This window comes from Tsukamurella pseudospumae (assembly GCF_001575195.1).
GTDB lineage: Bacteria > Actinomycetota > Actinomycetes > Mycobacteriales > Mycobacteriaceae > Tsukamurella > Tsukamurella pseudospumae.
Genome location: NZ_LSRF01000055.1, coordinates 39,629 through 63,937, shown reverse-complemented (window position 1 = coordinate 63,937; position 24,309 = coordinate 39,629). Strand labels below are relative to the sequence as shown.

The following is a 24,309-nucleotide window of genomic DNA, read 5'->3' as shown; positions in this document are numbered from 1 at the left end:
TCCGCTAAGCGGGTGCGGTTCACCCTGGTCGCATGAATCGGAATCTGCGGGCATGGGTACTGGTCTACTCCGTGCTGATAGCCGTTGTCGTGGTCGTCGGACTGATCGTGGCGTCGGGGCCGACGCGCGTCGACTCCGCCGTGATGAACGCCATCGAACCATCCCGCTCCGCGGGCGTCACGTCGGTGGTCTCCGTGCTGACCGACCTGTTCAGCCCGGTACTGATCCCGGTGTGGGCGCTGTGCGTCGCCGGATTCCTCCTGTTCCGTGACCGCCGGGTCCAGCGGGCGGTGACGGTGCTCGCCGCGGTCGCCGCAGCCGCGGCGGTGGCCGAGATGATCAAGCTGGTCGTCGGCCGTCCCCGGCCGCCGGCCGCGGATCAGCTCGGTGCGCACGAGGCGACTCTGTCGTACCCGTCCGGCCACGTCACCGGGACGGCTGCGCTGCTGCTCGCGGTCGCCCTGGTCGGCATCGCCGGGCGGTCGGCGGCGCGGTCGGCGACGGTCGCCGCGGCACTCGTCGTCACCGTCTTCGTCGCGTGGACGCGGGTCTACCTCGGCGTGCACTGGCTGACCGATGTCAGTGCGGGCTTCGTCGTCGGTGCGGCGACGGCGGCCCTCGTCGTCGCGTTCGCCCCGACCGTGATCGCGTTCGTCGCCGAGCGGGTGGCCGGACGCCTGCCCGACCGCGCGGGCGGCTGGCTCGCTCCGATGCCCTCGGAAGAGGAGCACCCGACGAGCGGGGCGCACCGTCGCACGGTGGGGACGCACCGATGAGCACCACGACGGGCGTCCGCGCACTCGCGGTCCGCGTACCGCTGGTCACCGGGTACTTCTGGGTCATCAAGATCCTCGCGACCACCGTGGGCGAGACCTGCTCCGATTACCTCAACAGCCACCTCGGCTGGGGCCTGGCGAACACGACGTGGTTCATGACCGGACTCCTGCTCGTCGCCCTCGCCGTGCAGTTCAGCCGCCGCGGATACACCCCGTGGATCTACTGGCTGGTCGTCACGCTGATCAGCGTCGTCGGAACCCTCATCACCGACAACCTCACCGATCAGCTGGGCGTGCCGCTGCAGGCGACCACCGCGGTGTTCGCCGTGGCGCTGATCGTCGCCTTCGCCGCGTGGTACGCGAGCGAGCGGACGCTGTCGATCCACACCATCGTCACGCGCCGCCGGGAGACCTTCTACTGGCTCACGGTGCTCGTGACCTTCGCGCTGGGCACCGCCGCAGGCGACCTCATGGCCGAGCAGCTCCAGCTCGGCTACCTGCGATCCATGCTCATCTTCGCCGCGGTCATCGCCCTCATCGCGGTCGCGCACCTCCGCTTCGGGCTGAACGCGGTGTTCGCGTTCTGGGCCGCGTACATCCTCACCCGCCCGCTCGGCGCGTCCATCGGCGACCTGCTCTCGCAACCCCGCGACAACGGCGGCCTGGGCCTCGGCACCACCGTCACGTCCGCGGTCTTCCTCGCCGTGATCGTCGTGCTCGTCGGGTACCTCACCGTGACCCGACGGGACGTCATCGCGCCGGTCTCGCGGCCCGACGGTGCCGCCGGGACCGGGAAGTAGGTGGGCACGATGCAACAGTTCATCGTCAGCTTCGGCCTGCTCGCGGTCTTCGCGCTCATGTTCGCCGAATCCGCCTGCATCCCCGTCCCGTCCGAGGTGACCATGCTGCTGGCGGGCGCGCTCGCCGCCGGCGCCGTGCCCGGCGCCCACCTCAACCTCGTCGCCGTCATCGCGGCCGGCACGCTCGGCAACGTCGCCGGGAGCTACCTCGCCTGGTGGATCGGACGGGAGGGCGGACGCCCCGCCGTGCGCCGCTGGGGTCGCTACGTGCGCCTGCACGAGTCGGATCTGGACCGGGCGCAGGAGTGGTTCCAGCGTCGGGGATCGGTGTCGGTCTTCGCCGGCCGGCTGCTACCCGTGATCCGGACCTTCATCTCCCTCCCCGCCGGCATCGCGGGCATGCCGCCCGTGCGGTTCGGGCTCCTGACCTTCGCCGGATGCCTGCCGTGGACGGCGGCCCTCGCGGTCGCCGGCTACGCCGTCGGTACCCGCTGGGAGTCCATCGCCAACGCCTGCCACGGCCCGACGTACGTCATCGCCGCACTGGTGGGTGTGGCCTTCTGCAGCGCGGCGTGGGTCTTCTACCGCCGGCGTGGTGGGCGAGAGGGCCTGGACGAGGCGTGAGGTCCTCGTCGGGGGTCGCTCAGCGGACGGTATCGGGCGCCGTGCGGCTGCGACCGTCGGCCGTGCGGTAGCCGAGTGCGTAGCTGGGGCAGCGGTCGACGACGGTGACGACCTCGTCGGCGGTCGCACCGTCGGTGACGATCCACGGGCGGCGGGTGTTGTCGAAGACCCGGGGAAGCCCGCGGACGCACTCCGCCGCGTGGCGACATCGCGCCGGCTCCCAGGTGATCACGAATCCGTTTCCGGGGTACTCGAGCACCCGTGGGCGCTCCGCTTCGTTGCTCATGGCGACCTCCGACTTCGATGGTTCCACCGGGAAGGGACGCTCGCCGGATGATTCCGCGGATGGAGCGTCGGCGGCCGACGTCCTCCGCTCGCGGCGGAGAGTTAGTCGAGCGCGATGAGTCGCTTGACCAGCTTCCCGGTGGGCGTGCGCGGCAGGGACTCGACGAAGCGCACGGCGCGCGGCAGCTTGTAGCGGGCCAACTCCCGTCCGGCGCAAGCGATCAGCTCCTGCGCCAGCTCGTCGGACGCAGTCGCACCCGGCGCGAGTTCCACACAGGCCAGCGCCGTCTCGCCGAGCTCGGCGTCGGGCACGCCGATCACCGCGACATCGGCGACGGCGGGGTGCATGATCAGGGCGCTCTCCGACTCCTGCGGGTAGATGTTCACCCCGCCGGTGATGATCATGAAGTCCTTGCGATCGGTGAGGTAGAGGTATCCGTCCTCGTCGAGGTAGCCGATGTCGCCGGTGGTGGCCCAGTTGTCGTGGTCGGGATGCTGTGCGGCCCGGGTCTTCTCGGGCGCGTTGTGGTACTGGAAGGGCATCGCCTCGCGCTCGAAGTAGATCGTACCGATCTCCCCGGCGGGGAGCACGGCACCGTCGGCCCCGCAGATCCGGGCGACGCCCAGCCCGGCCTTCCCCACGGACCCGGGGCGCTCCAGCGCCTCCTGCGGGCCGATGAAGGTGGCGCCGGCCGCCTCGGTGGACGCGTAGTACTCGTGGATCACCGGGCCCCACCACTGGATCATCGACCGCTTCACCTCCGCCGGACACGGTGCGGCGGCGTGGATCGCGACCTTGAGGCTGCTCGTGTCGTACCGCGCGCGCGTCTCGTCGGGCAGCTTGAGCATCCGCACGAACATGGTCGGCACCCACTGGCTGTGCGTCACGCGGTACTTCTCGATGAGCGCCAGGGCCTCCTCGGGGTCGAACCGGTGCATCATGATCACGGTGCCGCCCACCGACATCGTGACGCCGCAGAACCGCAGCGGCGCAGCGTGGTACAGCGGTGCGGGGGAGAGGTACACGGTGTCGGCGTCCATGCCGTACGCGGGCGCGAAGATCGCGGTGTAGGCGTCGGGGATCTCGTCCACCCGCCCCTCCGGCAGCGGGATGCGGATGCCCTTCGGGCGGCCCGTGGTGCCCGACGAGTAGAGCATGTCGGTGCCGCGCGGCTGATCGATCAGCGGTGCCGCGTCCGCCGCGGCGAGGACCGCGTCGTAGTCGTCGAAACCGGCGATGTCGCCGCCCCACGCGATCGTGTGCCCCGCGCCGGCGAGCGCGGGCAGCTCGCGCGCCTGCGAGACCGCCTGCGCCACATCCGCTCCGGCGAACAGGGCCTGCGCCTCGCAGTCCTCGAGGATGTAGTTCACCTCGCCGGGAGTGAGGTGGAAGTTCACCGCCGCCACGTAGAGGCCGCTGCGGATCGCCGCCACGTAGGCGCAGAAGATGCGCAGGTCGTTGCCCGCCACGATCGCGATCGTGTCACCGCGCCGCAGCCCGAGCGCGTGGAGGTGGTGCGCCAGCCGCGTGGACTCGTCGTTCAGCCGGGCGTAGGTGAGGATGTCGCCGGTGGCGGCGTCGATCGCCGCGGGCTTGCCGGGGGTGAGCTCTGCGAACGCTCCGGGATACATGAGAACCACCTCTAACTTGTCGGTGGCTCCACGGTAGCGCCGGGCCGGATCCGTGGAAGGCGTTCAAGCGAAGTCGCAGGCCTGGAAGGATGGGTGGCGTGGACGTCATCCTCATTCCGGGCCTGTGGTTGGACGCGGCGAGCTGGGACGCGGTCCTCCCGTCGATCGTCGCCGCGGGGCATCGTCCGGTCCCGCTCCGCCCGCCCGGGCTCGGCGCACCGTCGGACAGCGCGGCCGAGGTGGGGCTCGCCGACTGGATCGCCTCGGTGACGGCGGCGGTCGACGCGGCCGACGGCCCGGTCGTCCTGGTGGGGCATTCCGGCGGCGGCAACGCCGCGTGGGGTGCCGCCGACGCGCGCCCGGACCGCGTGGCTCGCGTCGTGTTCGTCGACACCGTCCCGCCGCCCGACGGTACGCCGATCAACGAGTTCGAGGTCGTCGACGGCGTCGTGCCGTTTCCGGGCTGGGACTTCTTCGACGACGAGGACGTCCACGACCTCGATCCCGCCGTTCGAGCGCAGGCCGCTCCGCTGGCGCGCTCGGTGCCGGAGCGCATCCCGCACGATCCGATCTCCTTGGGTGATGCTCGGCGCCACGGGATCCCGGTCACGCTGCTGATGGGCGGCCTCGACGAGAACGCGCTCGAGGCGCAGCTCGCTCAGTGGAGCGGGCACTTCCAGGAGTACACCGCGATCACCGGCCGCGAGGTGGTGCGGATCGATTCCGGGCACTGGCCCCAGTTCTCGATCCCCGAGCGGCTGGGTGGGCTGATCGTGGCCGCGATCCGCTGACTCACCCCACCGGATTCGCGGACAGCCAGGACGCGTAGTCGTTGAGGAGCGCGACCAGGGGGAGGGCGTCGACGGTGCCGACCCGCTCGCCCCGCAGCGCGGCGCGGATCCCGGGCACGCGGGCGCCGATCCGGTTGCGCTCGGAGAGCTCGTGGTGGCTGAGCCCGCGCTGCTCGCCGAGCACGATCCGCCGCGGGTGATCCGCTCGCAGCGCCTGTGCGAGTGCATCGAACTCGTCGCGGTCCAGTGCGGGGAGATGTACCGAGAAGCTCATGACCGCTCCGGTATCGGCGTCGTCGACCTCCTCCGACTCCTCCAGCCAGTCGGCGTACTCCTGGCTCAGGTCGTCGAGCGCCTCCTCGTCGTCGAAGGAGAGCGTGCGCCCCTCGACCGCCGCGCGCAGCGCCGATACCAGTCCCCGCACGGTCTCGGGGTCCGACGATGCCGCGTACCACCGATGTGCCTCGTGCGGCACCACGAGCCGGTCCGGCCGTTCGGCCGTGAGGCGGGCACGGACACCGTCGAACTCTCCGGCGGTGAGGTCGGGGAACTGGACGGAGACGGTCACGACGGGGCGGGAGTCTGGCACGCCCTCCATTGTCCCGAAGATCGTTCTAGGGTGGGGACATGGCCCTCGAAGGTGATTACGCAACGGAGAAGGCCGGCTGGGTTGCGGACCAGCTGGCGAAGATCGACGAGACCGGGACCACCGCCTCGGTGTCGGTCGCAGGGATGGCGGTGGTGATCTTCACCTACCGCGGCCCCAAGTCCGGCAAGCTCTACCGGCGCCCGCTCATGCGCGTCGAGCACGACGGCGTCTACGCGGCGTTCGCGTCGAAGGGCGGCGCCCCCGACAACCCCGTCTGGTACTCGGCACTGCTGAGCAATGACGAAGTCGAGGTTCAGGACGGTACCGCTGTGATGACCGGGACGGTGCGCGAGATCCACGGCGCCGAGCGCGAGGAGTGGTGGGCCCGTGGCGTCGCCGCGTACCCGCCGTACGCCGAGTACCAGGAGAAGACCGACAGGTTGATCCCCATCGTCCTCGTCGAACCGGGCCGCGCCTAGCCACCTCGACAGCCGCGCGCGGGTAGATTCACTATCGTGAGCCCCGTCGAACCCCCCGCGCACGTCCTCTCCACCTTCGGACTGGACGAGACCGAACCCATCGCCCTGGGGGCGGAGTGGGACGGCGGCTGGCGCTGCGGCGAGGTCGTGCTCTCGCTGATCGCCGACCACGCCCGCGCGGCGTGGTCGGCGAAAGTCCGCGAGGACATCTACGTCGAGGGCATGCGCCTGGCGCGTCCGTTCCGCGCCACCGACGGCCGGTACGTCGTGTCCTCGTGGCGCGCAGACACGTTCATCGCGGGATCGCCCGAACCGCGGTACGACGAGATCATCTCGATGGCGAACCGGCTGCACGAGGTGACGGAGAAGCTCGAGCGTCCCCGGTTCCTCGCGGCGCCCGCGGTGGCCCCGTACACCGACGTCGACTACTTCGGTTTCGCCGACCGCGCCGCATGGGACGACAAACCGCTGTCGATGGCGCGCAAGCTCGGCGCACTCGACGAGACCGTGGAGCACCGCGCCCGCGCCGTCGAGCTCGTCGGCGAGCTCGCCGCGCTGCGCACCCCGGTCGAGTCGAAGCCCCAACTGGTGCACGGCGACCTCGCGAGCTCGGTGCTGTTCGCCGGCGCCGCTGCACCGGGCATCACCGATTTCACGCCCTATTGGCGCCCCGCGGCCTGGGCGTCCGCGGTCGTCGCCGTCGACGGGCTCTCCTGGGGCGGGGCCGACGACGGCCTGCTCATGCGCTGGAACGACCTGCCCGAGTGGCCGCAGATGGTGTTGCGGGCCCTCATCTTCCGGCTCGCGGTGCACGCCCTGCATCCGCGCTCGGAGGCCGACGCGCTGCCCGGGCTCGAGCACATCGCCGAGATCGGCCGGTGGCTCCTCTGACCGAGCCCGTCCGGCGGATCCTCGTCGCCCACGGCACGCGCTCGGCACACGGCGTTGCGATGGTCCGCCAGCTCGCGGACGCCGTCGCCGCCCGGACCGGCCCGCTCGACGTCGCCTTCGTCGACGTGCTGGGGCCGTCACCGTCGGACCTGCTGCGCGAGTCCGACATCCCGACGGTGCTCGTGCCGGCCTTCCTCGCCGCCGGCTACCACGTGCACACCGACGTGCCCGGGCACGTCGCGCGCAGCGGCCATCCCCGCGCTGTCGTCACCGCGCCGCTCGGTCCGGATCCGGCTCTCGTGGGCGCGCTGGTCCGCAGGCTCGACGGTGCGGGGCTGCGGCCCGGCGACGCGGTCGTGCTCGGAGCGACCGGATCTTCCGACCCCCACGCCCGCGACGACGTCCGGACCATGGCCGGTCACCTCGCCGCGCGGCTGGGACAGGACGTGCCCGTCGGCTTCCTCGCGGCGGGCGTGCCGACGGTGGCCGATGTCGTCGCCCGGATCCGCACGCCCGGCCACCGCATCGTGATCGCCGCGTACCAACTGGCCGACGGACTGTTCCACGCCCGGCTCGCGGAGGCGGGTGCCGATGCGGTCGCGGCGCCGCTGGGGCTCGCGCCCGAGGTGATCGACCTGCTGGTGACGCGGTTCGCGGCCGGGACCGCCGAGCTCGATCGGACCCGGTAGCGACTCAGACGCGATAGCGGCGCAACGGGATCCGGTCGCCGTCGGCGAGCACACCCTCCGCGCGGAGGTTCTCCAGTTGCCGGGTGCGGATGTGTTCCGCGGGACGCCCGCTCGCGGGGACCACGCGGTGCCACGGCAGGTCGGACGCGTCGGTCCGCATCACCCAGCCCACGATCCGCGGCGAGCTCAAGTCCAGCTCGTCGGCGATGTCGCCGTAGGTGCGCACCCTGCCCGGCGGGATCGCCGCGATCAGCGCCCGTACCGCCTCCACCTGCTCCTCGGTCACCTTCGCCACGGGCGTCAGCCGATCAGCCGTCGGGCGTACTCGCCGGCCAGGTGCGGGACCTCCTGCGCCACCATGTGATCCGACGGCACCGTCACCACCTCCGCGTGCGGCAGCGCCGCGAGCTGCGCGTCGTTGACGTACTGGGCGCGCTCGGCGCGCAGCAGAACCGTCGGGACGTCCGACGGTGCGCCGACGGCCGGTCGAGCCAGCTCGCCCCACAGCGCGACCATCGCGGGCAGGCCGATGTCCCACTCCCAGCGGCCGGAGTCGCGGCGCACCAGGTGCTCGGCGATCTCGTCGTCCATGACCGCCGCCGGCACCCGTTCCCAGGCGCCGGACGTCTTGTCCTGCTCGGCCTCCTCGGGCGAGGTGAAGTCGAAGAACTCGATGCTCTGCCCGGCGATCGTCTCGCACATCCGCGGGTCCAGCTGCTGCGCCGGATCGAGCAGGAGCAGCGCGCGCACCAGGTCCGGGCGCGCCGTCGCGAGCCGGCAGGCCAGCGCGCCGCCCAGCGAGTGCCCGATCACCACGGCGGGGCTCGCGGCCGTCACGGCGTGGCGCTCCAGCACGCCGACGAGGTCGGCGACGTGCTGTTCGAAGTGCCACGGCGGGGCCCACGTGGACCGGGCGTGCCCGCGCAGGTCCGGGGCGAGCACGCGGACGCCGGGCAGCTCGTCGTCGGCGAACCGCCGCCACCGGGCGCCGTGGCCGGTGACGCCGTGGATCGCGAGCACCGTGGTGGCGTCGGGGGAGTCGGGGCCGTAGACGTGGGTGTTGAGCATGCCCCGATTCTGCCCTGCCGCGGACATGTCGGTGGCCTGTGATGTGATCGACGGACGCGAGCGGAAGGGGGTGCGCGATGGTCGGCGGCGGAACGGGTGGTTCCCGCGGGGACGGTTCCCGGGGCGACGGTGCGGGCAGGCACCGTCGGCCGCGCCTGCGGCTGCAGTACACGGCCCCCGAGCCGCCTCCGGTCCGCGAATGGGTGGGGCCGATCGCCGAGCTCGCCGCTCCGGCGTCGGGCGCGCTGCCGCTGGACATGGGCGGGTGGGCGCCGTACCGGATCCGCGGGGGCCCGGGCACGGGCAAGACCGCCGCGTTGATCGACATCGCCGTCGCCAAGCTCACCGATCCGTTCGTCGATCCCGAGTCCGTGCTGGTCCTCGCCGGGAACAAGCGCTCCGCCGGGGCGCTGCGCAGCGAGCTCTCCGCGCGCGTGCTCGCCGGGAGCGAGGGGGTGCACGCCTCCGGGGAGCCGCTGGTGCGCACGGTGCACTCGCTGGCCTTCGCGGTGCTCCGCCTGCAGGCCTCCAGTACCGGTAGCCCGCCGCCGCGGCTGATCACGGGGTCGGAGCAGGACGCAGTGGTGCGGGAACTGCTGCGCGGCAACCTCGACGACGGTGGCGCCTTCTGGCCCGAGCGGCTGCGGCCGGCGCTCGTCACGAACGGCTTCGCGGGCGCGCTGCGCGACCTGTTCGCGCAGGCCGCGCAGCGGGGCGCGGGGCCGGACGAGATCGAGGACCTCGCGCGCCGCTACAACCGCGGGGAATGGCTCGCGGCGGCGAACGCGCTGCGCGAGTACCAGGAGACCACGCTGTTGCGCGGCTCCGTCGGGCTCGCCGGGCCGCAGGCGGTGGCACCTGCAGTCGACGCGGCGGAGCTCATCGACGCTGCGGTCACGGCCCTGGCCACCGACGATGCGCTGCTCGCGCAGCAGCGCGAGCGCATCCGCTTCCTGCTGGTCGACGATGTGCAGAACCTCGACCCGCTGGCCTCAGCGCTGATCCGGCTGCTGGGCACGGGAACGGAGCTCACGGTGATCGCGGGGGATCCGGACCAGGCGGTGAACTCGTTCCGGGGCGCCAGCACGCGGTTCCTGCAGAACATGGAGGTTCCGCCCGAGCGGGACGTGTTGCTCGAACGCAGCTTCCGGTTCGGGGAGGAGGTGGCGGCCGCGGTGAACCGGGTCTCGGCCCGGCTGCCGCACCGTTTCGGGGCCGTCGCGCCCGAACGGCCGCGGCCGGGATCGGCCGCGGTGCGACTGTTCTCCACTCCGGCGAAGGAGGCCGACGCCATCGCCGCGATGTTGCGGCGCGAGCACGTGCTCGGCGGCGTCCCCTGGGAGGACATGGCCATCGTCGTGCGCTCGGTGTCGGCGTCGGTCGCGCCCCTGCGGCGCGCACTCGCCTATGCCGGCGTTCCCGTCACCGTCCCGGCCGACGATGTGCCGCTGGCGCGGCAGCGCGCCGTGCACGCGCTGTTGCTCGTGCTGCGCGCGGCCGTCACCCCCGAGGGGATCGACCCCGCCGAGGCGGTCACTCTGCTCTCCGGCCCCGTGGGCGGCGGGGATCCGCTCACGCTGCGGCGGGTGCGCCGCGCGGTGCGCCGGGCCGATCCCGCCGAGGAGCGCGGCTCGGCCGAGATCCTCACCGCGGTGCTCACCGAGTCGTCCGAGTTCGCCCCCTACCGTGCGGTGCTGACCGAACTCGAGGCCGAGCCGGTCGAGCGGGTGCTCGCCGCTGTCCGCGCCGCCCGCGCGGCCGCCGAGCACGGCACCGTCGAGGAGGTGCTCTGGGCCGCGTGGGCCGCCACCGGTCTGGCGGCCCGGTGGGGCGCGCTCGCCCTTCGCGGCGGCACCCTCGGCGACCAGGCCGATCGGGACCTCGACGCGGTGATGGGCCTGTTCGATTCGGCGGCCGACTTCACCGACACGCTGCCCACAGCGTCGGTCGCCGCGTTCGTCGAATACCTGGAGCAGCTGCAGATCCCGCGGTCCGAACGCGCGCGCGGCCGCAGCGGTCAGGCCACCGTCCCGGGCGTGACGCTGCTGTCCGCGCACAGCGCAGTGGGCCGCGAGTGGGACGTGGTCGCCGTGGCCGGGGTGCAGGAGGGGCGTTGGCCCAACCTGCGCCGCCGCGGCGGGCTGCTCGGCACGGACGAACTGCTGGACGCGCTCGACGGCATGGATCCGTCCGCTCTGCCCACGGTCTCCCGGTCGCTGCCGATGCTCGCGGAGGAGCGTCGCCTGCTGCTGGTGGCGTGCTCGCGGGCGCGGCGCGTCCTGCTCATCACGGCTGTCGACACCGCGGACGGCGAGGGTGACCTGGTGCCCTCGCGGTTCCTGCAGGGCATCGCACCGTCGGGCGACGAGGATCCGGAGACGTACACCCCGGCGGTGGAGAGCGCACCGTCGGCCTCCCTGGACCTGCGCACCCTGGTCGCGGTCCTGCGCACCGCGGCCTGCGACCCCGAGCGCGGCGAGGCCGAGCGCGAGCACGCCGCCCGGCAGCTGGCGCGCCTCGCGGCGGACCGGGTGGCCGGCGCCCACCCCGACAGCTGGTACGGCCTCGCCGGCGCGAGCACCGACGATCCGCTGTGGCAGCCCGACGACGGGCCGGTGGCGCTGTCCCCGTCGAACGTGGAGGCGCTGTCGGCGTGCGCGCTGCGGTGGATGCTCGAACGGTTCGGCGGGAGCGATGGGGACTCGGCCAAGCAGGCCACCGGCAACCTGGTGCACACCCTGGTGCAGGCGGTCGCCGGGCGGATCCCGAAGGACGAGGTCACCCGCTCGCTGGAGAAGGTCTGGGACCGAGTGGATCTCGAGGCCGACTGGTTCGCACAGCGGGAGCTGGCGCGCACCGAGGCGATGCTGGAGTCCTTCCGCGCGTGGTTGGCCGGGAGCCGCGGCGAGCTCACCGAGGCGGGGGTGGAGATCGGCGTCGACGCGGTCATACCCGGAGACGCCGCGGCGGGCGGCGACGACCCCGATGTCCGCATCCGCGGCCGGATCGACCGGCTGGAGCGCGACGCCCTCGGGCGGGCCGTGGTGGTCGACGTGAAGACCGGCCGCACCCTGCCGACGCAGGCCGAGGGGCAGGCGCAGGCCCAGCTGCGCACCTATCAGGTGGCGCTCGCACACGGCGGTATCGGTGGCGTGCCGGAGACGCCGGGCGGCGGCAAGCTGGTGTACGTCGCGAAGTCGCACAACAAGACCGGGGCCACCGTCCGTGAGCAGGACGCACTGGCCCCCGAGGACGTGGACGAATGGCTCGGCGTGATCCGGGAGGCGGCGCGCCGCACCCGGGGCCCGGTGTTCCCGGCCACGCTGAACGCCTCGTGCCAGTACTGCGCGGTGGCGTCGTGCTGCCCGGTGGTGGACAAGGGAAGGGCGGTCACCGATGACTGAGGGATTCCCGCACGCGCCGTTGATCTCGGCGGTGGACCTGGCGCACGAGCTGGGCCAGGCGTTCGCGCCCACCGAGGAGCAGCGCGCGGTCATCGAGGCGACGCTCGGTCCGTGCCTGGTGGTCGCGGGCGCCGGGGCGGGCAAGACGGAGACGATGGCCGGCCGGGTCGTGTGGCTGATCGCCAACCGCTATGTCACACCCGACCAAGTGCTCGGCCTGACCTTCACGCGGAAGGCCGCGCAGCAGTTGATGATCCGGGTGCGCAAGCGGCTCGCCCGGCTCGCGGGCGCGGGCGTGGTCGACCGCATCGACCCGTCGGGTGAGCTCCGGGCGTCGCTGCGCACCGTCGAACCCGAGATCAGCACGTACCACGCCTACGCGGGCAGGCTGCTCGGCGACTACGGCATGCTGCTGCCGGTCGAGCCGTCGGTGCGGCTCGTCTCGGAGACCGAGCGGTGGCAGATCGCGTACGACGTGGTCACCGGGTGGGACGGCGCGCTCGAGGTCGACAAGAATCCGACGAACCTCACGGAGGCGGTGCTGGGCCTGTCCGGGGCGCTGGCCGATCACCTCGTCACGCCCGATCAGCTGGAGGCCGACGACGACGAGTTGGAGCGGCTCATCGGGCTGCTCCCGCCCGGCCCGCGGCAGAAGGCCGCGCCGAACGCGGCGCTGCTCAAGGCGGCGGAGATCCAGGAGCAGCGGCGGCGACTCATCCCGCTGGTGCGGGGCGTCGCGGCCGAGATGCGGGCACGGGAGGTGCTCGACTTCGGCAGCCAGATGGGGCTCGCGGCGCAGCTCGCGCTGGCGAATCCCGATGTCGCGGGGTTGGAACGCGCGCGGTTCGGGTCCGTGCTGCTCGACGAGTACCAGGACACCGGGCACGCGCAGCGCATGCTGCTCGCGTCGCTGTTCGGCGGCGCGGCCGGCGCCGCCGCGGTCACGGCGGTGGGTGACCCGATCCAGTCGATCTACGGCTGGCGCGGTGCCTCCGCGGCCAACCTGCCCCGGTTCGCGACCGACTTCCCGCAGGGCGACGGATCTCCCGCACCGCGCCGCGAGTTGCTCACCAGCTGGCGCAACCCGACGAGCGCGCTCGATCTCGCGAACGCGGTCTCCGAGGACCTGCGCAGCCGCGGCGTCCCGGTCTCCGAGCTCAGGGCCAGGCCCGACGCGCCGCCCGGCGACCTGCGGATCGCCCTGCACCCCACGGTGATCGACGAGCGGGACTGGGTCGCCGACGCGATCGCGGAGCAGTGGCGCGGCCGCATCGAGGCGGGGGAGGAGCCGCCGACGGTGGCCGTGCTCGTCCGCCGCAACGCCGACTCCGCCGGGCTCGCAGCCGCACTCGGCGAGCGGGGCGTTCCCGTCGAGGTGGTGGGCCTCGGGGGGCTGCTGCACACCCCGGAGGTGCAGGACGTCGTCGCGCTGCTGCGACTCGCGGTCGAACCGCTGGCGGGCACGGCGGCCATGCGGTTGCTCACGGGGCCGCGCTGGCAGCTCGGTGCCGCCGACCTGCGCGCGCTGTGGGACCGCGCGCGGCGGATCGCGCACACCACGGGTCGCGCCGCGACCGGCGCGGTGTCCAGCGCTGAGCAGCTCGACGCCGCCCTGGACGCGACGCTGCCGTCCGAGTCCCTCGACGCGGCCGGTCTCGGCGACGCGATCGCAGACCCGGGCCCCGACGCCAACTACTCGCCCGCGGGGCTGGCGAAGATCCGCTCGCTCGACCGGGAGGTCCGGCACGTCCGCGAGCGGCTGGGCCACCCGCTGCCGGAGGTCGTCGCGGAGGCCGAGCGGGTGCTGGGCGTGAGCATCGAGACCCGGATCCGCGCCGCTCGCCAGCTCGGCGGCCGCGCCACCGGGCGCGAGCACCTCGACGCCTTCGCCGACGTGGTCGTCTCCTACGCCGAGCGCCCGACCGCGACGCTGCCGGGCCTGCTCGGCTTCCTCGCCGCCGCGGAACGGGTCGAGGGCGGCCTGACGCCGGGCGATGTGGAGGTCGCCACCGACCGCGTCCAGGTGCTCACGGTGCACTCGGCGAAGGGCCTGGAGTGGGACGTCGTCGCGGTGCCGCACCTGTCGGAGGGCATCTTCCCGTCGGGTCGCGCGATGCCCACCTGGCTCTCCAGTGCCGCCGAGTTGCAGCCGACGCTGCGCGGCGACGTCGCGGAACCGGGGGAGACCGACGGCGTGCCGCGCCTGGACCTCGCCGACTGCAACAACCGCAAGGATCTCGAGGACGCGCTGGACGCGCATCGCAAGGCGCTCAAGGGCATGAACATGCACGAGGACGAGCGGCTGTTCTACGTCGCCGTCACGCGCACCCAGTCCGTGCTCCTGCTCTCCGGCCACTACTGGAGTGAGGACGTCAAGACGCCGAAGGCGCCGTCACGGTTCCTCGTCGCGGCCCGCGATCACGCCCCCGACGCGGTGCAGGAGTGGGCCGGCGAGCCGCTCGAGGACGCGCCCAACCCGCTCGAGGCGGAACCCGTGCAGGCGCCGTGGCCGCGCGACTTCCTGGCGGCGCACCGTCCGGCCATCGACGCCGGGGCCGAGCGCGTCCTGGCGGCGCTCGCGCAGGTGTCCGCCGAGCCCGATGCCGACGGTTCCGGACTCGACGAGGACGATCCGTACGGCTGGGCCGCCGAGGTGACCGCGCTCCTCGCCGAGCGGGTGCGGCAGGCGGAGGCGGAGCTCGAGGTCGCGGTGCCGCGCGAGGTGTCGGTGAGCCAGCTCGTCGAACTGCGGCGCAGTCCCGCCACGTTCGCGAGCCGGCTGCGGCGCCCGGTGCCCTTCAAGCCGAATCCGTACGCGCGCCGCGGCACCGCGTTCCACGCGTGGCTCGAGCGCCGGTACGGGGCGTCGCGGCTGCTCGATCTCGACGAGCTGCCCGGCGCCGCCGACGGTGACGCGGGCGCGGACGAGAACCTCGCCCTGCTGCAGCGCAGGTTCGAGGAGAGCGAGTGGGCGGCGCGCACCCCCGTCGACATCGAGGTGCCCTTCGAGATCGCCGCAGCCGGCACCGTCGTCCGCGGACGGATGGACGCGGTCTTCCGCGATCCGGGCGGCGGGTTCACGGTCGTCGACTGGAAGACGGGCGTCCGGCCCACCGAGCCCGCCGACGAGCGGGCGGCCGCCGTGCAGCTCGCGGCGTACCGTCTGGCCTGGGCGCGGCTGCGGGACGTGCCCGTCGACGACGTGCGGGCGGCGTTCTTCTACGTGCGCTCCGGGGAGACGGTGGCACCGTCGGACCTGTTGGACCACGCCGGTCTCGCGGACCTGATCACGAGCGCTGGTGAGCGCTGAGGGTCAGGCGGTCTCGCCGGTGTCGCGGGCGATCCTGACGGCCGTGACGACCATCGGGAGCTGGAGGGGGAGCCGGGCGTAGGCGCCCAACCGTAGCGGCAGCGGCTTGTCCGACCACTGCTGCGCCATGTACACGTTGGCCGGGAAGACCGCCGCGAACAGGGCGGTGGCCGCCACGCCGCCGAGCCGGCGCGTCGTCGGGGACGCCAGCAGCGCCGCGGTGGTCAGCTCCGCGACACCGGAGAGCCTCGTGGCTCGGCGGGGCGTGAGCCCGAAGGGCAGGTTCGGCGGGACGATCGAGTCGAAGGGCTTCGGGGCGACGAAATGCGCGACACCCATCCCCGCCAGGGAGAGGGCCATGCCCTTCGCGGCCTTGTCGGTGCGGCGGGCGGGGCGGTCTGTGGACACCATCTGAAGATTGTGGCAGATTGCACGTCGGCTCCGGGGACGTGCTAGACCGGACAGGTAGTGCCCAGCGTTCGTGCGAAGGATCGTCCAGGACAGGTATGACTGCACGCAGTAAGTTCCGTCGCCGGAGTAGATCCGAGTTGACGGACCTCCCCGACCACGCGTTGGTCAGTGTCCTGCGCATCCCCGCCGGGGACTCGACGAATCCGTGGCGCGCCATCGGCGTCCGCATTCTGGTGGCGCTCGCCGCGCTCTTCGTCGCCGTGATCGTGGTGTACCTCGAGCGCGACGGGTACCGCGACTCCGCGATCGAGGGCAAGTACACCGACACGAACCGGCTGAGCTTCCTCGACTGCCTCTACTACGCGACGGTCTCCCTCTCGACCACCGGCTACGGCGACATCACGCCGGTCACCCAGGGAGCGCGCCTGGTCAACGTCCTGTTGATCACCCCGTTGCGCATCCTCTTCCTCATCGTCTTGGTCGGAACCACGCTCCAGGTGCTCACGGAGCGGTCCCGCCAGGCGTTCAAGATCCAACGCTGGAGGTCTGCTGTGCACAACCACACGATCGTCGTGGGCTACGGCACGAAGGGCCGGACCGCGGTGAGCGCGATGATCAACGACGGCATGGAGCCGGGCAAGATCGTCGTCGTCGACACCGACCAGGCCGCTCTCGAGCTCGCCGAGATCGACGGGCTCGTCACGGTCCGCGGCGACGCCACGAAGGCCGACGTGCTGCGGCTCGCCGGCGCGCCCCGCGCCGCGTCGATCATCATCGGCGCCAACCGCGACGACGCCGCGGTGATGGTCACGCTGACCGCCCGCGAGCTCGCGCCGCGCGCCAAGATCGTCGCGTCGATCCGCGAGTCCGAGAACACGCACCTGCTGCGCCAGTCCGGCGCCGACTCGGTGGTCGTCTCCTCGGAGACGGCCGGTCGCCTGCTGGGCATGGCGACCACCACCCCGTCGGTGGTGGAGATGATCGAGGACCTGCTCTCGCCCGGCGACGGCTTCAACATCGCCGAGCGCGAGGTGACCCGCGTCGAGGTGGGCCGCTCGCCGCGGCACCTGCCGAACATCGTGTTGGGCGTGGTCCGTAAGGGCCACCTCTACCGCGTCGACTCACCCGCCGTCGCCGTGGTCGAGGCCGGCGACCGTCTGTTGTTCGTCCGCAACGCGGACGCCAAGGTCCCGAACTGAGTTACGCGCCCGTCGCCGCCGGCCTGTCGGTGCCCGCGTACTGCGACCAGCTACCGGGGTACAGGCGGCCGCCGTCGAAGCCGGCGTGTTCGGCGGTGAGCAGGTTGTGGCACGCGGAGACGCCGGAGCCGCAGTAGGCGACGAAGTCCTCGCCCGGCCGCAGGCCGGCCGCCTCGAACCGGTCCCGGAGCTCCGGGACGGGGAGCAGCGCACCGTCGACCACGTTGTCCCGGCACGGCACGCTGACGGCCCCGGGGATGTGCCCGGCGCGCGGGTCGACGGTCTCGTTCTCGCCGCGGAACCGGTCCGCGGGGCGCGCGTCGATGACGGGGACGGCGCCCGCCGAGGCCTCGTCGATCGTCGCCAGACGGTCCGCCGGCCAGGGCCTGGGCGTGAAGGTCGCGGGCGAGGGCACGACGGTGCCGGTGTCGTCGAGGGGGCCGAGCGGACCGTCGAGCAGGGCGGCGTCCTCGCCGAGCGACCGGAGCAACCAGACGAGTCGCGCCGCCATGACGCCGCCGGCGTCGTCGTAGGCCACGACGGTCGCGCCGTCGCCGATGCCCGCCGCGGAGAGCCCGGCGGCGAAGGCCTCCGGCGTGGGCAACGGGTGCCGGCCCGCCTCCGGGGACGCCGGCGCGGCGAGGTAGCCGTCGAGGTCGACGTACACCGCCCCGGGCAGGTGTCCGGCGTCGTAGGCCTCGCGGGTGGAGCGCCCGTCGAGGTAGCACCGGGTGTCGGCGAGGATCACGCCGGGATTGGCCCGCACCCAGGCGGCGTCCACGAACGGTTCGATCATGCCGTCAGCCTACGATGATGAGTGTGGCGAAGCTCAGTCTGACCGTGCCCCCGCTCCTGTCGCGTTTCCACGTCGACCGCGCCGACGACCTGCGCGCCGACGAATCCGCGCTCGACGCCGCCTGGGCGACCGCGAAGGTGTTGCGCATCGACCCGCGCGGCCGCTTCGACCTCGACGGCACGGCGTTGGTGTTCGCCCGCGGGCACGAGGTCGCGTCGTCGCGCCCGGCGGACGCGGTGCTGCTGGGCCGGGTCGACGGTGCGCCCGTCTTCGCGCTGCGCGTCGAGAAGTTCGACGGTGCCGACCTCCGGATGCGCGGCCACCTGCTGTCCCCGGTCGACTCCGCACTGCTCGGCGAGGCCCTCGGCATCCTCAATTGGCATGCCACCGCCGGGTTCTCGCCGGTCGACGGTGCGCCGACCGTCCCCGGGAAGGCGGGCTGGGTGCGCACCACCGCCGACGGGCGCGAGGAGTTCCCGCGCACCGACGGCGCCATGATCACGCTGGTCCACGACGGCGGCGACCACGTCCTACTCGGCAGGCAGCACCAGTGGCCCGAGCGGCTGTTCTCGTTGTTCGCGGGGTTCGTGGAGCCGGGGGAGTCGCTGGAGCAGTGCGTCGCGCGCGAGCTGCACGAGGAGGCGGGGATCGCGGTCGACGAGATCACCTATGTCGCGAGCCAGCCCTGGCCCTTCCCGCGGTCGCTGATGCTGGGCTTCACGGCCCGCGCCTCGCGGGACGCGGAGCTCGACTTCCGTGACGGCGAGATCGCCGAGGCGCAGTGGTTCAGCCGGCTGCAGGTCCGGGAGGCGCTGGCCGCGGGGGACTGGAGTACCGACGCCCCCGATGCGCCGCTCCTGCTGCCTAACTCCATCTCTATCGCCCGCGCGATCACCGAGGCGTGGGCGGCGCAGTAGGTCTCCACCCGGATCTCCACCCGCGGGACGAGGGCTTCCGCGCGAAACGCTCGTAGTTTTCTTCCCATGAGCTACGTACGAGGTTTCCTTCCCTGGATCGTCCTGGCGGTCGCGTCGTCGACCATCGGTTGGCAGTGGGGCGCGCTCGGCGCTCTGGCCGCGACCGCGGTGGTGCTGCACCTCGATCGGCGTGCGGGTATCCGGGCCGGCGCGCTCGAGTTCGGTGGTGCCGTGTACTTCGTGGCGCTGGCGGTGCTCGCCTTCGCGGCGCCGCACTCGCCCCTCAAGGCTTACGACGGTGCCCTCTCCTCCGGGTGGCTCGCGGTGATCGCGGGTGTGGGGCTGGCGACGGGCCGGCCGTTCACGCTGGCCATCGCGCGGCGCTCCGTCGACGAGGAAACCGCCCGGCATCCGATGTTCCTGCACGTCAACATGGTGATCACCGCGGTGTGGACCGTTTCCTTCGCCGCGGCGGCGCTGCTCGGAGCGGCGTGCGTCGCGACGGGTGAGTCGGAGCTGGTGCGCATCGCGGTGCAGGTCGCGGCGTTCGCCGTCCCGGCGCTGTTCACGAAGACCTACGTCGCTCGGATCGGGGAGCGGCGGGCCGCGCTCGCGGCAGCGTGAGATTTGCAGAATCCTCTGGCCAGTGTACGGACAGTGTCCGTACACTGGCCGTTGGAGGTGGCCGACCATGACTGCTGCGAAAACCCGTAGGTTGGAAATCCGAGTCGACGAGGAGACCGTTGCGCGGATCAACCGCGCGGCGAGCATCGTTGCTGAGCCCGCGTCCGAGTTCCTGCGCAAGGCCGCGCTGTCCCGCGCGGAGGAGGTTCTCCGAGACGCTCTGACCACGTCGATGCCCGCGGATCAATTCGACGAGCTGCTCAGTGGCCTCGATCGTGCGGACGAGGCGCCGGCGCTGGCGGAGTTGGCGCGGCGGCCCCGGGTCTACCGCAGGTCGTGATGTTCGACTCGGAGCGCCTGAACGAGACGCACGAGGTGGAGGAGTTCGACTCGGGCAACACCTGGTTGGATTCCTGGCTCCACACCTTCGCGCGACGGGCGGATTCCACGGGGATCGCGAGGACGTACGTGTGGACCGCGCCGGGCGACAGGCGAGTGGTGGCCTACTACGCGCTCTGTCCGACCGAGGTGGACCGCGCCGCGGACGGTGTGCCGTCGTCGATCGCCGGCGGCGTGTCGCGGATCCCGGGATATCTCCTCGCGCGGCTGGCGGTGAGCCGGGATCACCAGGGGCGAGGCCTTGGCGGGCAACTGCTTGTGGACGCGCTGGAGAAGACCGTGGAGGCCTCGGAGATCAGTGGCGGACGCGTGATCGTCGTGGATGCGATCGACGATGCCGCGCAGGAGTTCTACCGGCGGTACGGATTCGTCCCGGTACGCGGGAGGCCCAGGCGGCTGGTGATGAAGACGGCCACAGCGGCGCGGGCGGTGCGCGGTGGATGAGTCTGAGCGACAAAAAGTGCGGTCATTCGTCTCGAGGATCGTTGAGACGAATGACCGCACTTTTCTAGGAAGGACCTTAGACGCCGAGCTTGCGTTTGACGTCGGCCACCGACGGGTTGGTCGCGGTACTGCCGTCCTCGTACTTCACGGTGGGCACCGTCTGGTTACCGCCGTTGACGCCCTCGACGAAGGCCGCTGCGGTGGGATCCTCCTCGATGTTGATCTCGGTCCAGGAGATCCCGTTGGCCTTGAGGCCCGTCTTGAGGCGGTTGCAGTAACCGCACCACGTGGTCGTGAACATCGTCAGCTGGCTCATGTCACAACTCAACCACGACACGGAGGCTGTTCTTCCCGCGGTTCGCAGCGCGTGACGAACTCCTGGAGGTCGTCGGTCAGCGTCCTGTCGGGGTCGGCTTCGCGGCTGCAGGCTTCGTCGGTGCCGGAGGTGCGACGACGGCTGCGGTTTCGGGCTTGGCCGCGGGCTGCCCGGGGACCGGTGCAGGATGCTGATCCTCGGTGACCTTGACCGTCGGGGGCTTGCGGGCGGGGCCGGGGTTGTCTCGTTCGATGAAGATCGGCTTGCTGTAGGTCGTCGTGGTCGAGTCGCCGAGTTGGGTGGAGATGCTGGCGGTGGCGTACATACGGACCTGGACTCCGCCCATCGCACCGTCTACCGCGGCGCGCGTCTCGCGGGTGGTGACGTATCCGCTCGTGCCCTCTAGGCTCTTCTTAGCAATCGGGAAGTCCTTAGAGGTGCCGGGCGCGAGTGTGCCCGATATTGTCCCAGATGTCGTAATTGTGTCGCCCAAAGTTGCACTGATGCTGGGGGTAACGGACGCGGTGACAGAGCCGCCGCCGTTGCCACCGTTGGAGCCGCCGGATCCTTGGCCGGTGCCGGAGAGGGTGCCCGAGACTCCGGGGGTCACGGACCCGTTGACGGCGTTGCTGAGGGTGCCGGAGATCTGCATGTTCTGCGGATTCACCGGCGAAGCGAGGGTGAGCCCGACGGAGATTGTCGCGGCCTTGACCTTGACCTTCGGTGGGTGCTTCGGGTCGACGGGGTCGATCGTGGCCTTGCCCGAGATGGACACGAAGCTCTCGTAGCTGTTCAGTCCGCGGCCGAGGGGGATCACGCTGCGCAGGTCCATGGCGTAGATGTAGGCGCGGATGATCCAGCCGTCGGGGGTGACGACGGCACGGGTGGTGTCGGCGAGCAGGCCGGTCTTGGTCTGCCCGAACTGCTTCGGGACATCCGGAGCGGGAAGCGGAGCCGCGGCGACCACACCGCCGGCCAGCACGACGCCCGCTGCGACGATCCCGGCGCCGGCACGGCGCAGACCCTTACGCGTGGTGCGGTCGCGGTTCTTCTGCTCGAGGAACCCACGCCGCTGGTGGGATCCGGTCGGTTGTCTGGTCATGCGGAGCTCCTCCAGGGCTACGAGCGCACCCCACCATGAGGCGCATGTGACTGGTGTTGCTGATGTGATGATCGTGAGCATTGCATGAGGGTTCACGATCCGCAAGGCGTTGACCGGACCGCTCAGGGTTCGCTGGGGCGTCTGGAGGTCTGCGTGGTGGCGGCTCGGGCGGGCGCACGGTTCGTACGAACGAACCAGTTTTGCGAGGTCAATGCAGTTATCACGACTGATTAAACGGTGTTATTTACTATCGGCTAGTGCTCATGCAGTCGATACGTTACGATCCAAAATAGATCGTTAGAGACGGGCATGACTGGCACGGCACGGAGGAGCGCGTTGTGAGGATCAAGCAGAGACTGTCATCAATAGCACCCCCACGTTGGGTCTACGTGCTGTTCGCGATCGCAGCCGCGTTCGTGCTGGTCGTGACAGGTACGGTGGCCGGGACTAGCGTGCTGCCGGCCGCGTCGGCTCTGCCCTGTCCGGACGGATCGCAGACCTGCGGGCCGCAGCCGACGCAGGATCCGGGGCCGACGCAGGGCAACCAGGCGCCGACGACGGCGCCGCAGGCGCCGCAGACCACGATCCCTCCGAACACCGACACGGGCGCTCCGTCGGCGCCTACTCAAGGCAACGGAAACTTCCAAGGCACCGTCCAGTCCGCGCCGACAGCGGACAACCCGAACGGGTGCATCGTCAACTGTGGTCCGACGCAGACTCAGGCACCGGCGCAAACTCCGACAACTGCTCAGCCCCCACCGCAGCAGTTGCCAGGACGTGACACCAATCCCGCGCAACGCGACCCTGGAAATGCCCCAAGGGAAAACGCGACACAGTATTCGAAAGAATGCCTTGCCGCGATGCAGCAAATGGGAATTGACATCGCAACGCAGAGTATTCTTCCACGGGGTGGTGGTCCTGGGCGATTTGCTCCGGTTCGCTTTCTGCCAGATTCGCCCGAGTGCGTTGCATGCCCACCGCAGTCTGCACAGAAGTCTTACGTTCCCGACTCATGGCAGAATGACGACGTGGAATATACGCAATTATCATCTCCATGCAAGAATGGTGAGGTTAGTGGCACTTGCGTAAAAGATGAGGATGTTCAGCCCGACGGTTGTTACGCGCTGAATGACACTTGCGGAACGAAGTGCACACAGTTGGCGGAGTACGGCTCTTGCGTGAAGAGGTGCTCGTTCATTAGTTGCACGGAGTATCTGAGCGAGAAAGATTCGAAGAATTTGGCCAAGAGCATGGATGATTTTAACAGGCGTGAAGGTGGAAGCGTCTTCAAATACTGCGGATATGCGGGCACAGGAGGTGGACTCGTGACGTCGATCGCGGGATCGCCGCCCATCGTAAGTCTCCCAATTGGACTCCTTGGCCTTGCCTGTGGAGCGCAGAGTACCGGGAACGGCCAGGGGCTAACCAATGTACTTTCCAGAATTGGTGACAGTGGTGAAGGATGTCTCTCCAAGACCGTGACAGGGGGGCTAAAGCGCTCCTACTCGTATGATAATTCCGGATTCTGCACGACAGGATAAGAGTGAACAAATCCAGGTACCTATCAATTTTGTTGGCTGGACTGGCCGCGGCGGGAGTGTTCATCTTAGCGTCGGCGGTATTCCCGGACGGATTCACGGGCAAGTGGGGTTGGACAATCTCGCTCAGCCTTTTTGTCGTGACTATGGTTCTATCTGCCCGGAATGCACGAGGCGAGAGGAGGCGTTCCGCGAACGCAACCTGGCAAATCTCGTTAGCGATTATCGCAGGGCTCGCGAATTCCGTTACCACACTGATACTGCTGCGTCCGATTCTCGGCTTGTTTGGTATCGCTTTTTTCATTGGCGAATTCTCGGAATTTCCGTTCTTCGCATTCTTTGTGCTCGCAGCAACGCCAGCAGGCCTTGCGATTCTTGTATCGGCACGGCTCGCACGAGCGCGCGATGCTGTATTGGTAGCATTCTCTGTTATAGTACCATTTTTCCCAGCAGTGCTTCTCGGCCGCCCCGGATTCCTCTGGGTTGACCGACCTGCTGGCGTAATTGAAACCCCGAACGAAGAGTCCATGGGGACATCTAGAATATGGGTGGCTGGCTCGCTAAGCAAGCGGTTGCGGATCTTGGCCGCAGTCTCCTATGTGTTGGCAGTGACCTTTTCCGCTGTCATGGCCAACGTCGGTAGCGGCGCCGGTGCAGGTACCCGCATGTCGTCAGAGGCGCAGGACGTTGGGCTGTACGCGATCCCCTCGCAATTCCCATCTGAGGCTCCTGTGACAGCGGGTGCCAAAGAAGCGCCAACGCGAGGGTGCGCAAATCTCAGTGGGACGAGATCCAACCCTCGCCTTGAGCTTGTCGATTGCGATAAGGGGCGCCCGGGCTATCGAATTGTTCAGCGCGCTGAACGGCCGAATCAATGTCCGTCGGACGTTGACGACCGCTATTACTATAGCAATAGTAGTGAGCAATGGACTGCGTGTCTAGACTATGCTTGGGCACACGAGAGTTGCCTCATCATTTCGAAAGATGGATTCGCTGAGTGGGCAGATTGTCGGCAAGCGAAGCAAGGCACCGAGCGGCCGACCGAGGTGCTCGGCGGAGTGACTGACGCGAGGAAATGTCCGGATGGCGGGTTTGCACATGCCCAGCGTAGATTTGCCGTGTGCACTAGCCCGGCGAAATAATCCGAACACATTTGCCGTGCTTCAATCGTGCTCCCTCCATCGACACAGGCATATCTATGTTGAAAGGCGAGAGCAGATGAGGG

24 protein-coding genes are annotated in these 24,309 nt (G+C 70.5%); 15 read left to right on the top strand and 9 right to left on the bottom strand.

Annotated features, from left to right (window positions below):
• Positions 1–32 precede the first annotated feature (32 nt).
• The 3 genes from AXK60_RS14155 to AXK60_RS14145 are packed head-to-tail and all read left to right on the top strand — an operon-like array spanning position 33 to position 2,200.
• Positions 33–776 carry a phosphatase PAP2 family protein gene (locus AXK60_RS14155; RefSeq protein WP_082778046.1) on the top strand — a complete coding sequence of 248 codons (744 nt, stop codon included), beginning with the start codon at positions 33–35 and terminating at the stop codon, positions 774–776.
• Complete coding sequence (locus tag AXK60_RS14150) at positions 773–1,576, top strand: COG4705 family protein (protein ID WP_068571788.1); 804 nt, start codon at positions 773–775, stop codon at positions 1,574–1,576. Before AXK60_RS14155 ends, AXK60_RS14150 begins: the two co-directional genes overlap by 4 nt.
• Before the next feature lie 9 nt (positions 1,577–1,585).
• Positions 1,586–2,200 carry a DedA family protein gene (locus AXK60_RS14145; RefSeq protein WP_068571898.1) on the top strand — a complete coding sequence of 205 codons (615 nt, stop codon included), beginning with the start codon at positions 1,586–1,588 and terminating at the stop codon, positions 2,198–2,200.
• Positions 2,201–2,219: 19 nt separating this feature from the next.
• Here the strand turns inward: AXK60_RS14145 and AXK60_RS14140 are convergent, their stop codons facing one another.
• Both AXK60_RS14140 and AXK60_RS14135 read right to left on the bottom strand, forming a co-directional pair.
• Positions 2,220–2,486 (bottom strand): (4Fe-4S)-binding protein, encoded by a 267-nt coding sequence (locus AXK60_RS14140; protein ID WP_068571787.1) that lies wholly within the window; start codon positions 2,484–2,486, stop codon positions 2,220–2,222.
• A gap of 101 nt (positions 2,487–2,587) precedes the next feature.
• Positions 2,588–4,117 (bottom strand): acyl-CoA synthetase, encoded by a 1,530-nt coding sequence (locus tag AXK60_RS14135; RefSeq protein WP_068571785.1) that lies wholly within the window; start codon positions 4,115–4,117, stop codon positions 2,588–2,590.
• A gap of 98 nt (positions 4,118–4,215) precedes the next feature.
• On the opposite strand from AXK60_RS14135, the gene AXK60_RS14130 reads away from it, so the two are divergent.
• A complete protein-coding gene (locus tag AXK60_RS14130; RefSeq protein WP_068571896.1) occupies positions 4,216–4,908 on the top strand; it encodes an alpha/beta fold hydrolase in 693 nt (230 codons plus the stop codon).
• 1 nt (position 4,909) lies between these two features.
• Here AXK60_RS14130 and AXK60_RS14125 read toward each other — a convergent pair whose 3' ends face one another.
• Entirely contained in the window at positions 4,910–5,497 is a 588-nt protein-coding gene (locus AXK60_RS14125) for a hypothetical protein (RefSeq protein ID WP_139057973.1), read from the bottom strand.
• 38 nt (positions 5,498–5,535) lie between these two features.
• On the opposite strand from AXK60_RS14125, the gene AXK60_RS14120 reads away from it, so the two are divergent.
• Genes AXK60_RS14120 through AXK60_RS14110 form a run of 3 tightly spaced genes read left to right on the top strand, consistent with a single transcriptional unit; the run spans position 5,536 to position 7,556 of the window.
• Positions 5,536–5,976 (top strand): nitroreductase/quinone reductase family protein, encoded by a 441-nt coding sequence (locus tag AXK60_RS14120; protein WP_068571782.1) that lies wholly within the window; start codon positions 5,536–5,538, stop codon positions 5,974–5,976.
• A 36-nt stretch (positions 5,977–6,012) separates the two neighbouring features.
• Positions 6,013–6,867, top strand: a complete 855-nt coding sequence (locus AXK60_RS14115; RefSeq protein WP_068571780.1) for a TIGR02569 family protein — start codon at positions 6,013–6,015, stop codon at positions 6,865–6,867.
• The gene (locus AXK60_RS14110; protein WP_425315223.1) at positions 6,864–7,556 is read left to right on the top strand and encodes a sirohydrochlorin chelatase; all 693 of its coding nucleotides are present in this window, start codon (positions 6,864–6,866) and stop codon (positions 7,554–7,556) included. Before AXK60_RS14115 ends, AXK60_RS14110 begins: the two co-directional genes overlap by 4 nt.
• Positions 7,557–7,560: 4 nt before the next feature.
• Here AXK60_RS14110 and AXK60_RS14105 read toward each other — a convergent pair whose 3' ends face one another.
• Together AXK60_RS14105 and AXK60_RS14100 are read right to left on the bottom strand one after the other, a co-directional pair.
• Positions 7,561–7,851: an MGMT family protein gene (locus AXK60_RS14105; RefSeq protein WP_068571778.1), complete on the bottom strand. Its 291-nt coding sequence runs from the start codon at positions 7,849–7,851 to the stop codon at positions 7,561–7,563.
• Between the two features lie 5 nt (positions 7,852–7,856).
• Positions 7,857–8,624 (bottom strand): alpha/beta fold hydrolase, encoded by a 768-nt coding sequence (locus AXK60_RS14100; protein ID WP_068571892.1) that lies wholly within the window; start codon positions 8,622–8,624, stop codon positions 7,857–7,859.
• Positions 8,625–8,701: 77 nt separating this feature from the next.
• On the opposite strand from AXK60_RS14100, the gene AXK60_RS14095 reads away from it, so the two are divergent.
• Both AXK60_RS14095 and AXK60_RS14090 read left to right on the top strand, forming a co-directional pair.
• Entirely contained in the window at positions 8,702–12,028 is a 3,327-nt protein-coding gene (locus AXK60_RS14095) for an ATP-dependent helicase (RefSeq protein ID WP_068571776.1), read from the top strand.
• Positions 12,021–15,338 (top strand): ATP-dependent DNA helicase, encoded by a 3,318-nt coding sequence (locus tag AXK60_RS14090; RefSeq protein WP_068571774.1) that lies wholly within the window; start codon positions 12,021–12,023, stop codon positions 15,336–15,338. Before AXK60_RS14095 ends, AXK60_RS14090 begins: the two co-directional genes overlap by 8 nt.
• 3 nt (positions 15,339–15,341) lie before the next feature.
• Here AXK60_RS14090 and AXK60_RS14085 read toward each other — a convergent pair whose 3' ends face one another.
• The gene (locus AXK60_RS14085; RefSeq protein WP_139057972.1) at positions 15,342–15,749 is read right to left on the bottom strand and encodes a DoxX family protein; all 408 of its coding nucleotides are present in this window, start codon (positions 15,747–15,749) and stop codon (positions 15,342–15,344) included.
• Positions 15,750–15,844: 95 nt separating this feature from the next.
• Between AXK60_RS14085 and AXK60_RS14080 the strand changes: the two genes are divergently transcribed.
• Positions 15,845–16,948 (top strand): potassium channel family protein, encoded by a 1,104-nt coding sequence (locus tag AXK60_RS14080; protein ID WP_068571772.1) that lies wholly within the window; start codon positions 15,845–15,847, stop codon positions 16,946–16,948.
• A gap of 1 nt (position 16,949) precedes the next feature.
• Here the strand turns inward: AXK60_RS14080 and AXK60_RS14075 are convergent, their stop codons facing one another.
• Positions 16,950–17,744 carry a sulfurtransferase gene (locus tag AXK60_RS14075; RefSeq protein WP_068571770.1) on the bottom strand — a complete coding sequence of 265 codons (795 nt, stop codon included), beginning with the start codon at positions 17,742–17,744 and terminating at the stop codon, positions 16,950–16,952.
• Positions 17,745–17,758: 14 nt separating this feature from the next.
• Between AXK60_RS14075 and nudC the strand changes: the two genes are divergently transcribed.
• The 4 genes from nudC to AXK60_RS14055 all read left to right on the top strand — a co-directional run bounded on the left by nudC (position 17,759) and on the right by AXK60_RS14055 (position 20,128).
• Positions 17,759–18,661, top strand: a complete 903-nt coding sequence (gene nudC, locus AXK60_RS14070; protein ID WP_082778039.1) for an NAD(+) diphosphatase — start codon at positions 17,759–17,761, stop codon at positions 18,659–18,661.
• 66 nt (positions 18,662–18,727) lie between these two features.
• Positions 18,728–19,285, top strand: a complete 558-nt coding sequence (locus tag AXK60_RS14065) for a hypothetical protein (RefSeq protein WP_068571768.1) — start codon at positions 18,728–18,730, stop codon at positions 19,283–19,285.
• A gap of 67 nt (positions 19,286–19,352) precedes the next feature.
• A complete protein-coding gene (locus tag AXK60_RS14060) occupies positions 19,353–19,625 on the top strand; it encodes a type II toxin-antitoxin system TacA family antitoxin (RefSeq protein ID WP_068571766.1) in 273 nt (90 codons plus the stop codon).
• Complete coding sequence (locus AXK60_RS14055) at positions 19,625–20,128, top strand: GNAT family N-acetyltransferase (RefSeq protein WP_068571763.1); 504 nt, start codon at positions 19,625–19,627, stop codon at positions 20,126–20,128. The genes AXK60_RS14060 and AXK60_RS14055 overlap by 1 nt, the downstream gene beginning before the upstream one ends.
• A gap of 76 nt (positions 20,129–20,204) precedes the next feature.
• Here AXK60_RS14055 and AXK60_RS14050 read toward each other — a convergent pair whose 3' ends face one another.
• Both AXK60_RS14050 and AXK60_RS14045 read right to left on the bottom strand, forming a co-directional pair.
• A complete protein-coding gene (locus AXK60_RS14050; RefSeq protein WP_068571761.1) occupies positions 20,205–20,444 on the bottom strand; it encodes a mycoredoxin in 240 nt (79 codons plus the stop codon).
• Positions 20,445–20,520: 76 nt separating this feature from the next.
• Positions 20,521–21,546 carry an MspA family porin gene (locus AXK60_RS14045; RefSeq protein ID WP_068571759.1) on the bottom strand — a complete coding sequence of 342 codons (1,026 nt, stop codon included), beginning with the start codon at positions 21,544–21,546 and terminating at the stop codon, positions 20,521–20,523.
• A gap of 1,684 nt (positions 21,547–23,230) precedes the next feature.
• Here AXK60_RS14045 and AXK60_RS27960 point away from each other — a divergent pair.
• The gene (locus AXK60_RS27960) at positions 23,231–24,226 is read left to right on the top strand and encodes an LppU/SCO3897 family protein (protein ID WP_425315222.1); all 996 of its coding nucleotides are present in this window, start codon (positions 23,231–23,233) and stop codon (positions 24,224–24,226) included.
• Positions 24,227–24,309: the final 83 nt, after the last annotated feature.

What these genes read in the sequence shown, in the direction of transcription:
- AXK60_RS14155 (WP_082778046.1), top strand. Translation starts at nt 33, where the DNA reads ATGAATCGGAATCTGCGGGCATGGGTACTGGTCTACTCCGTGCTGATA.
- AXK60_RS14090 (WP_068571774.1), top strand. Translation starts at nt 12,021, where the DNA reads ATGACTGAGGGATTCCCGCACGCGCCGTTGATCTCGGCGGTGGACCTG.
- AXK60_RS27960 (WP_425315222.1), top strand. Translation starts at nt 23,231, where the DNA reads ATGGTTCTATCTGCCCGGAATGCACGAGGCGAGAGGAGGCGTTCCGCG.
- nudC (WP_082778039.1), top strand. Translation starts at nt 17,759, where the DNA reads ATGATGAGTGTGGCGAAGCTCAGTCTGACCGTGCCCCCGCTCCTGTCG.
- AXK60_RS14060 (WP_068571766.1), top strand. Translation starts at nt 19,353, where the DNA reads ATGACTGCTGCGAAAACCCGTAGGTTGGAAATCCGAGTCGACGAGGAG.
- AXK60_RS14120 (WP_068571782.1), top strand. Translation starts at nt 5,536, where the DNA reads ATGGCCCTCGAAGGTGATTACGCAACGGAGAAGGCCGGCTGGGTTGCG.
- AXK60_RS14095 (WP_068571776.1), top strand. Translation starts at nt 8,702, where the DNA reads ATGGTCGGCGGCGGAACGGGTGGTTCCCGCGGGGACGGTTCCCGGGGC.
- AXK60_RS14150 (WP_068571788.1), top strand. Translation starts at nt 773, where the DNA reads ATGAGCACCACGACGGGCGTCCGCGCACTCGCGGTCCGCGTACCGCTG.
- AXK60_RS14135 (WP_068571785.1), bottom strand. Translation starts at nt 4,117, where the DNA reads ATGTATCCCGGAGCGTTCGCAGAGCTCACCCCCGGCAAGCCCGCGGCG.
- AXK60_RS14050 (WP_068571761.1), bottom strand. Translation starts at nt 20,444, where the DNA reads ATGAGCCAGCTGACGATGTTCACGACCACGTGGTGCGGTTACTGCAAC.
- AXK60_RS14140 (WP_068571787.1), bottom strand. Translation starts at nt 2,486, where the DNA reads ATGAGCAACGAAGCGGAGCGCCCACGGGTGCTCGAGTACCCCGGAAAC.
- AXK60_RS14100 (WP_068571892.1), bottom strand. Translation starts at nt 8,624, where the DNA reads ATGCTCAACACCCACGTCTACGGCCCCGACTCCCCCGACGCCACCACG.
- AXK60_RS14145 (WP_068571898.1), top strand. Translation starts at nt 1,586, where the DNA reads ATGCAACAGTTCATCGTCAGCTTCGGCCTGCTCGCGGTCTTCGCGCTC.
- AXK60_RS14065 (WP_068571768.1), top strand. Translation starts at nt 18,728, where the DNA reads ATGAGCTACGTACGAGGTTTCCTTCCCTGGATCGTCCTGGCGGTCGCG.
- AXK60_RS14075 (WP_068571770.1), bottom strand. Translation starts at nt 17,744, where the DNA reads ATGATCGAACCGTTCGTGGACGCCGCCTGGGTGCGGGCCAATCCCGGC.
- AXK60_RS14080 (WP_068571772.1), top strand. Translation starts at nt 15,845, where the DNA reads ATGACTGCACGCAGTAAGTTCCGTCGCCGGAGTAGATCCGAGTTGACG.
- AXK60_RS14045 (WP_068571759.1), bottom strand. Translation starts at nt 21,546, where the DNA reads ATGACCAGACAACCGACCGGATCCCACCAGCGGCGTGGGTTCCTCGAG.
- AXK60_RS14085 (WP_139057972.1), bottom strand. Translation starts at nt 15,749, where the DNA reads ATGGTGTCCACAGACCGCCCCGCCCGCCGCACCGACAAGGCCGCGAAG.
- AXK60_RS14055 (WP_068571763.1), top strand. Translation starts at nt 19,625, where the DNA reads ATGTTCGACTCGGAGCGCCTGAACGAGACGCACGAGGTGGAGGAGTTC.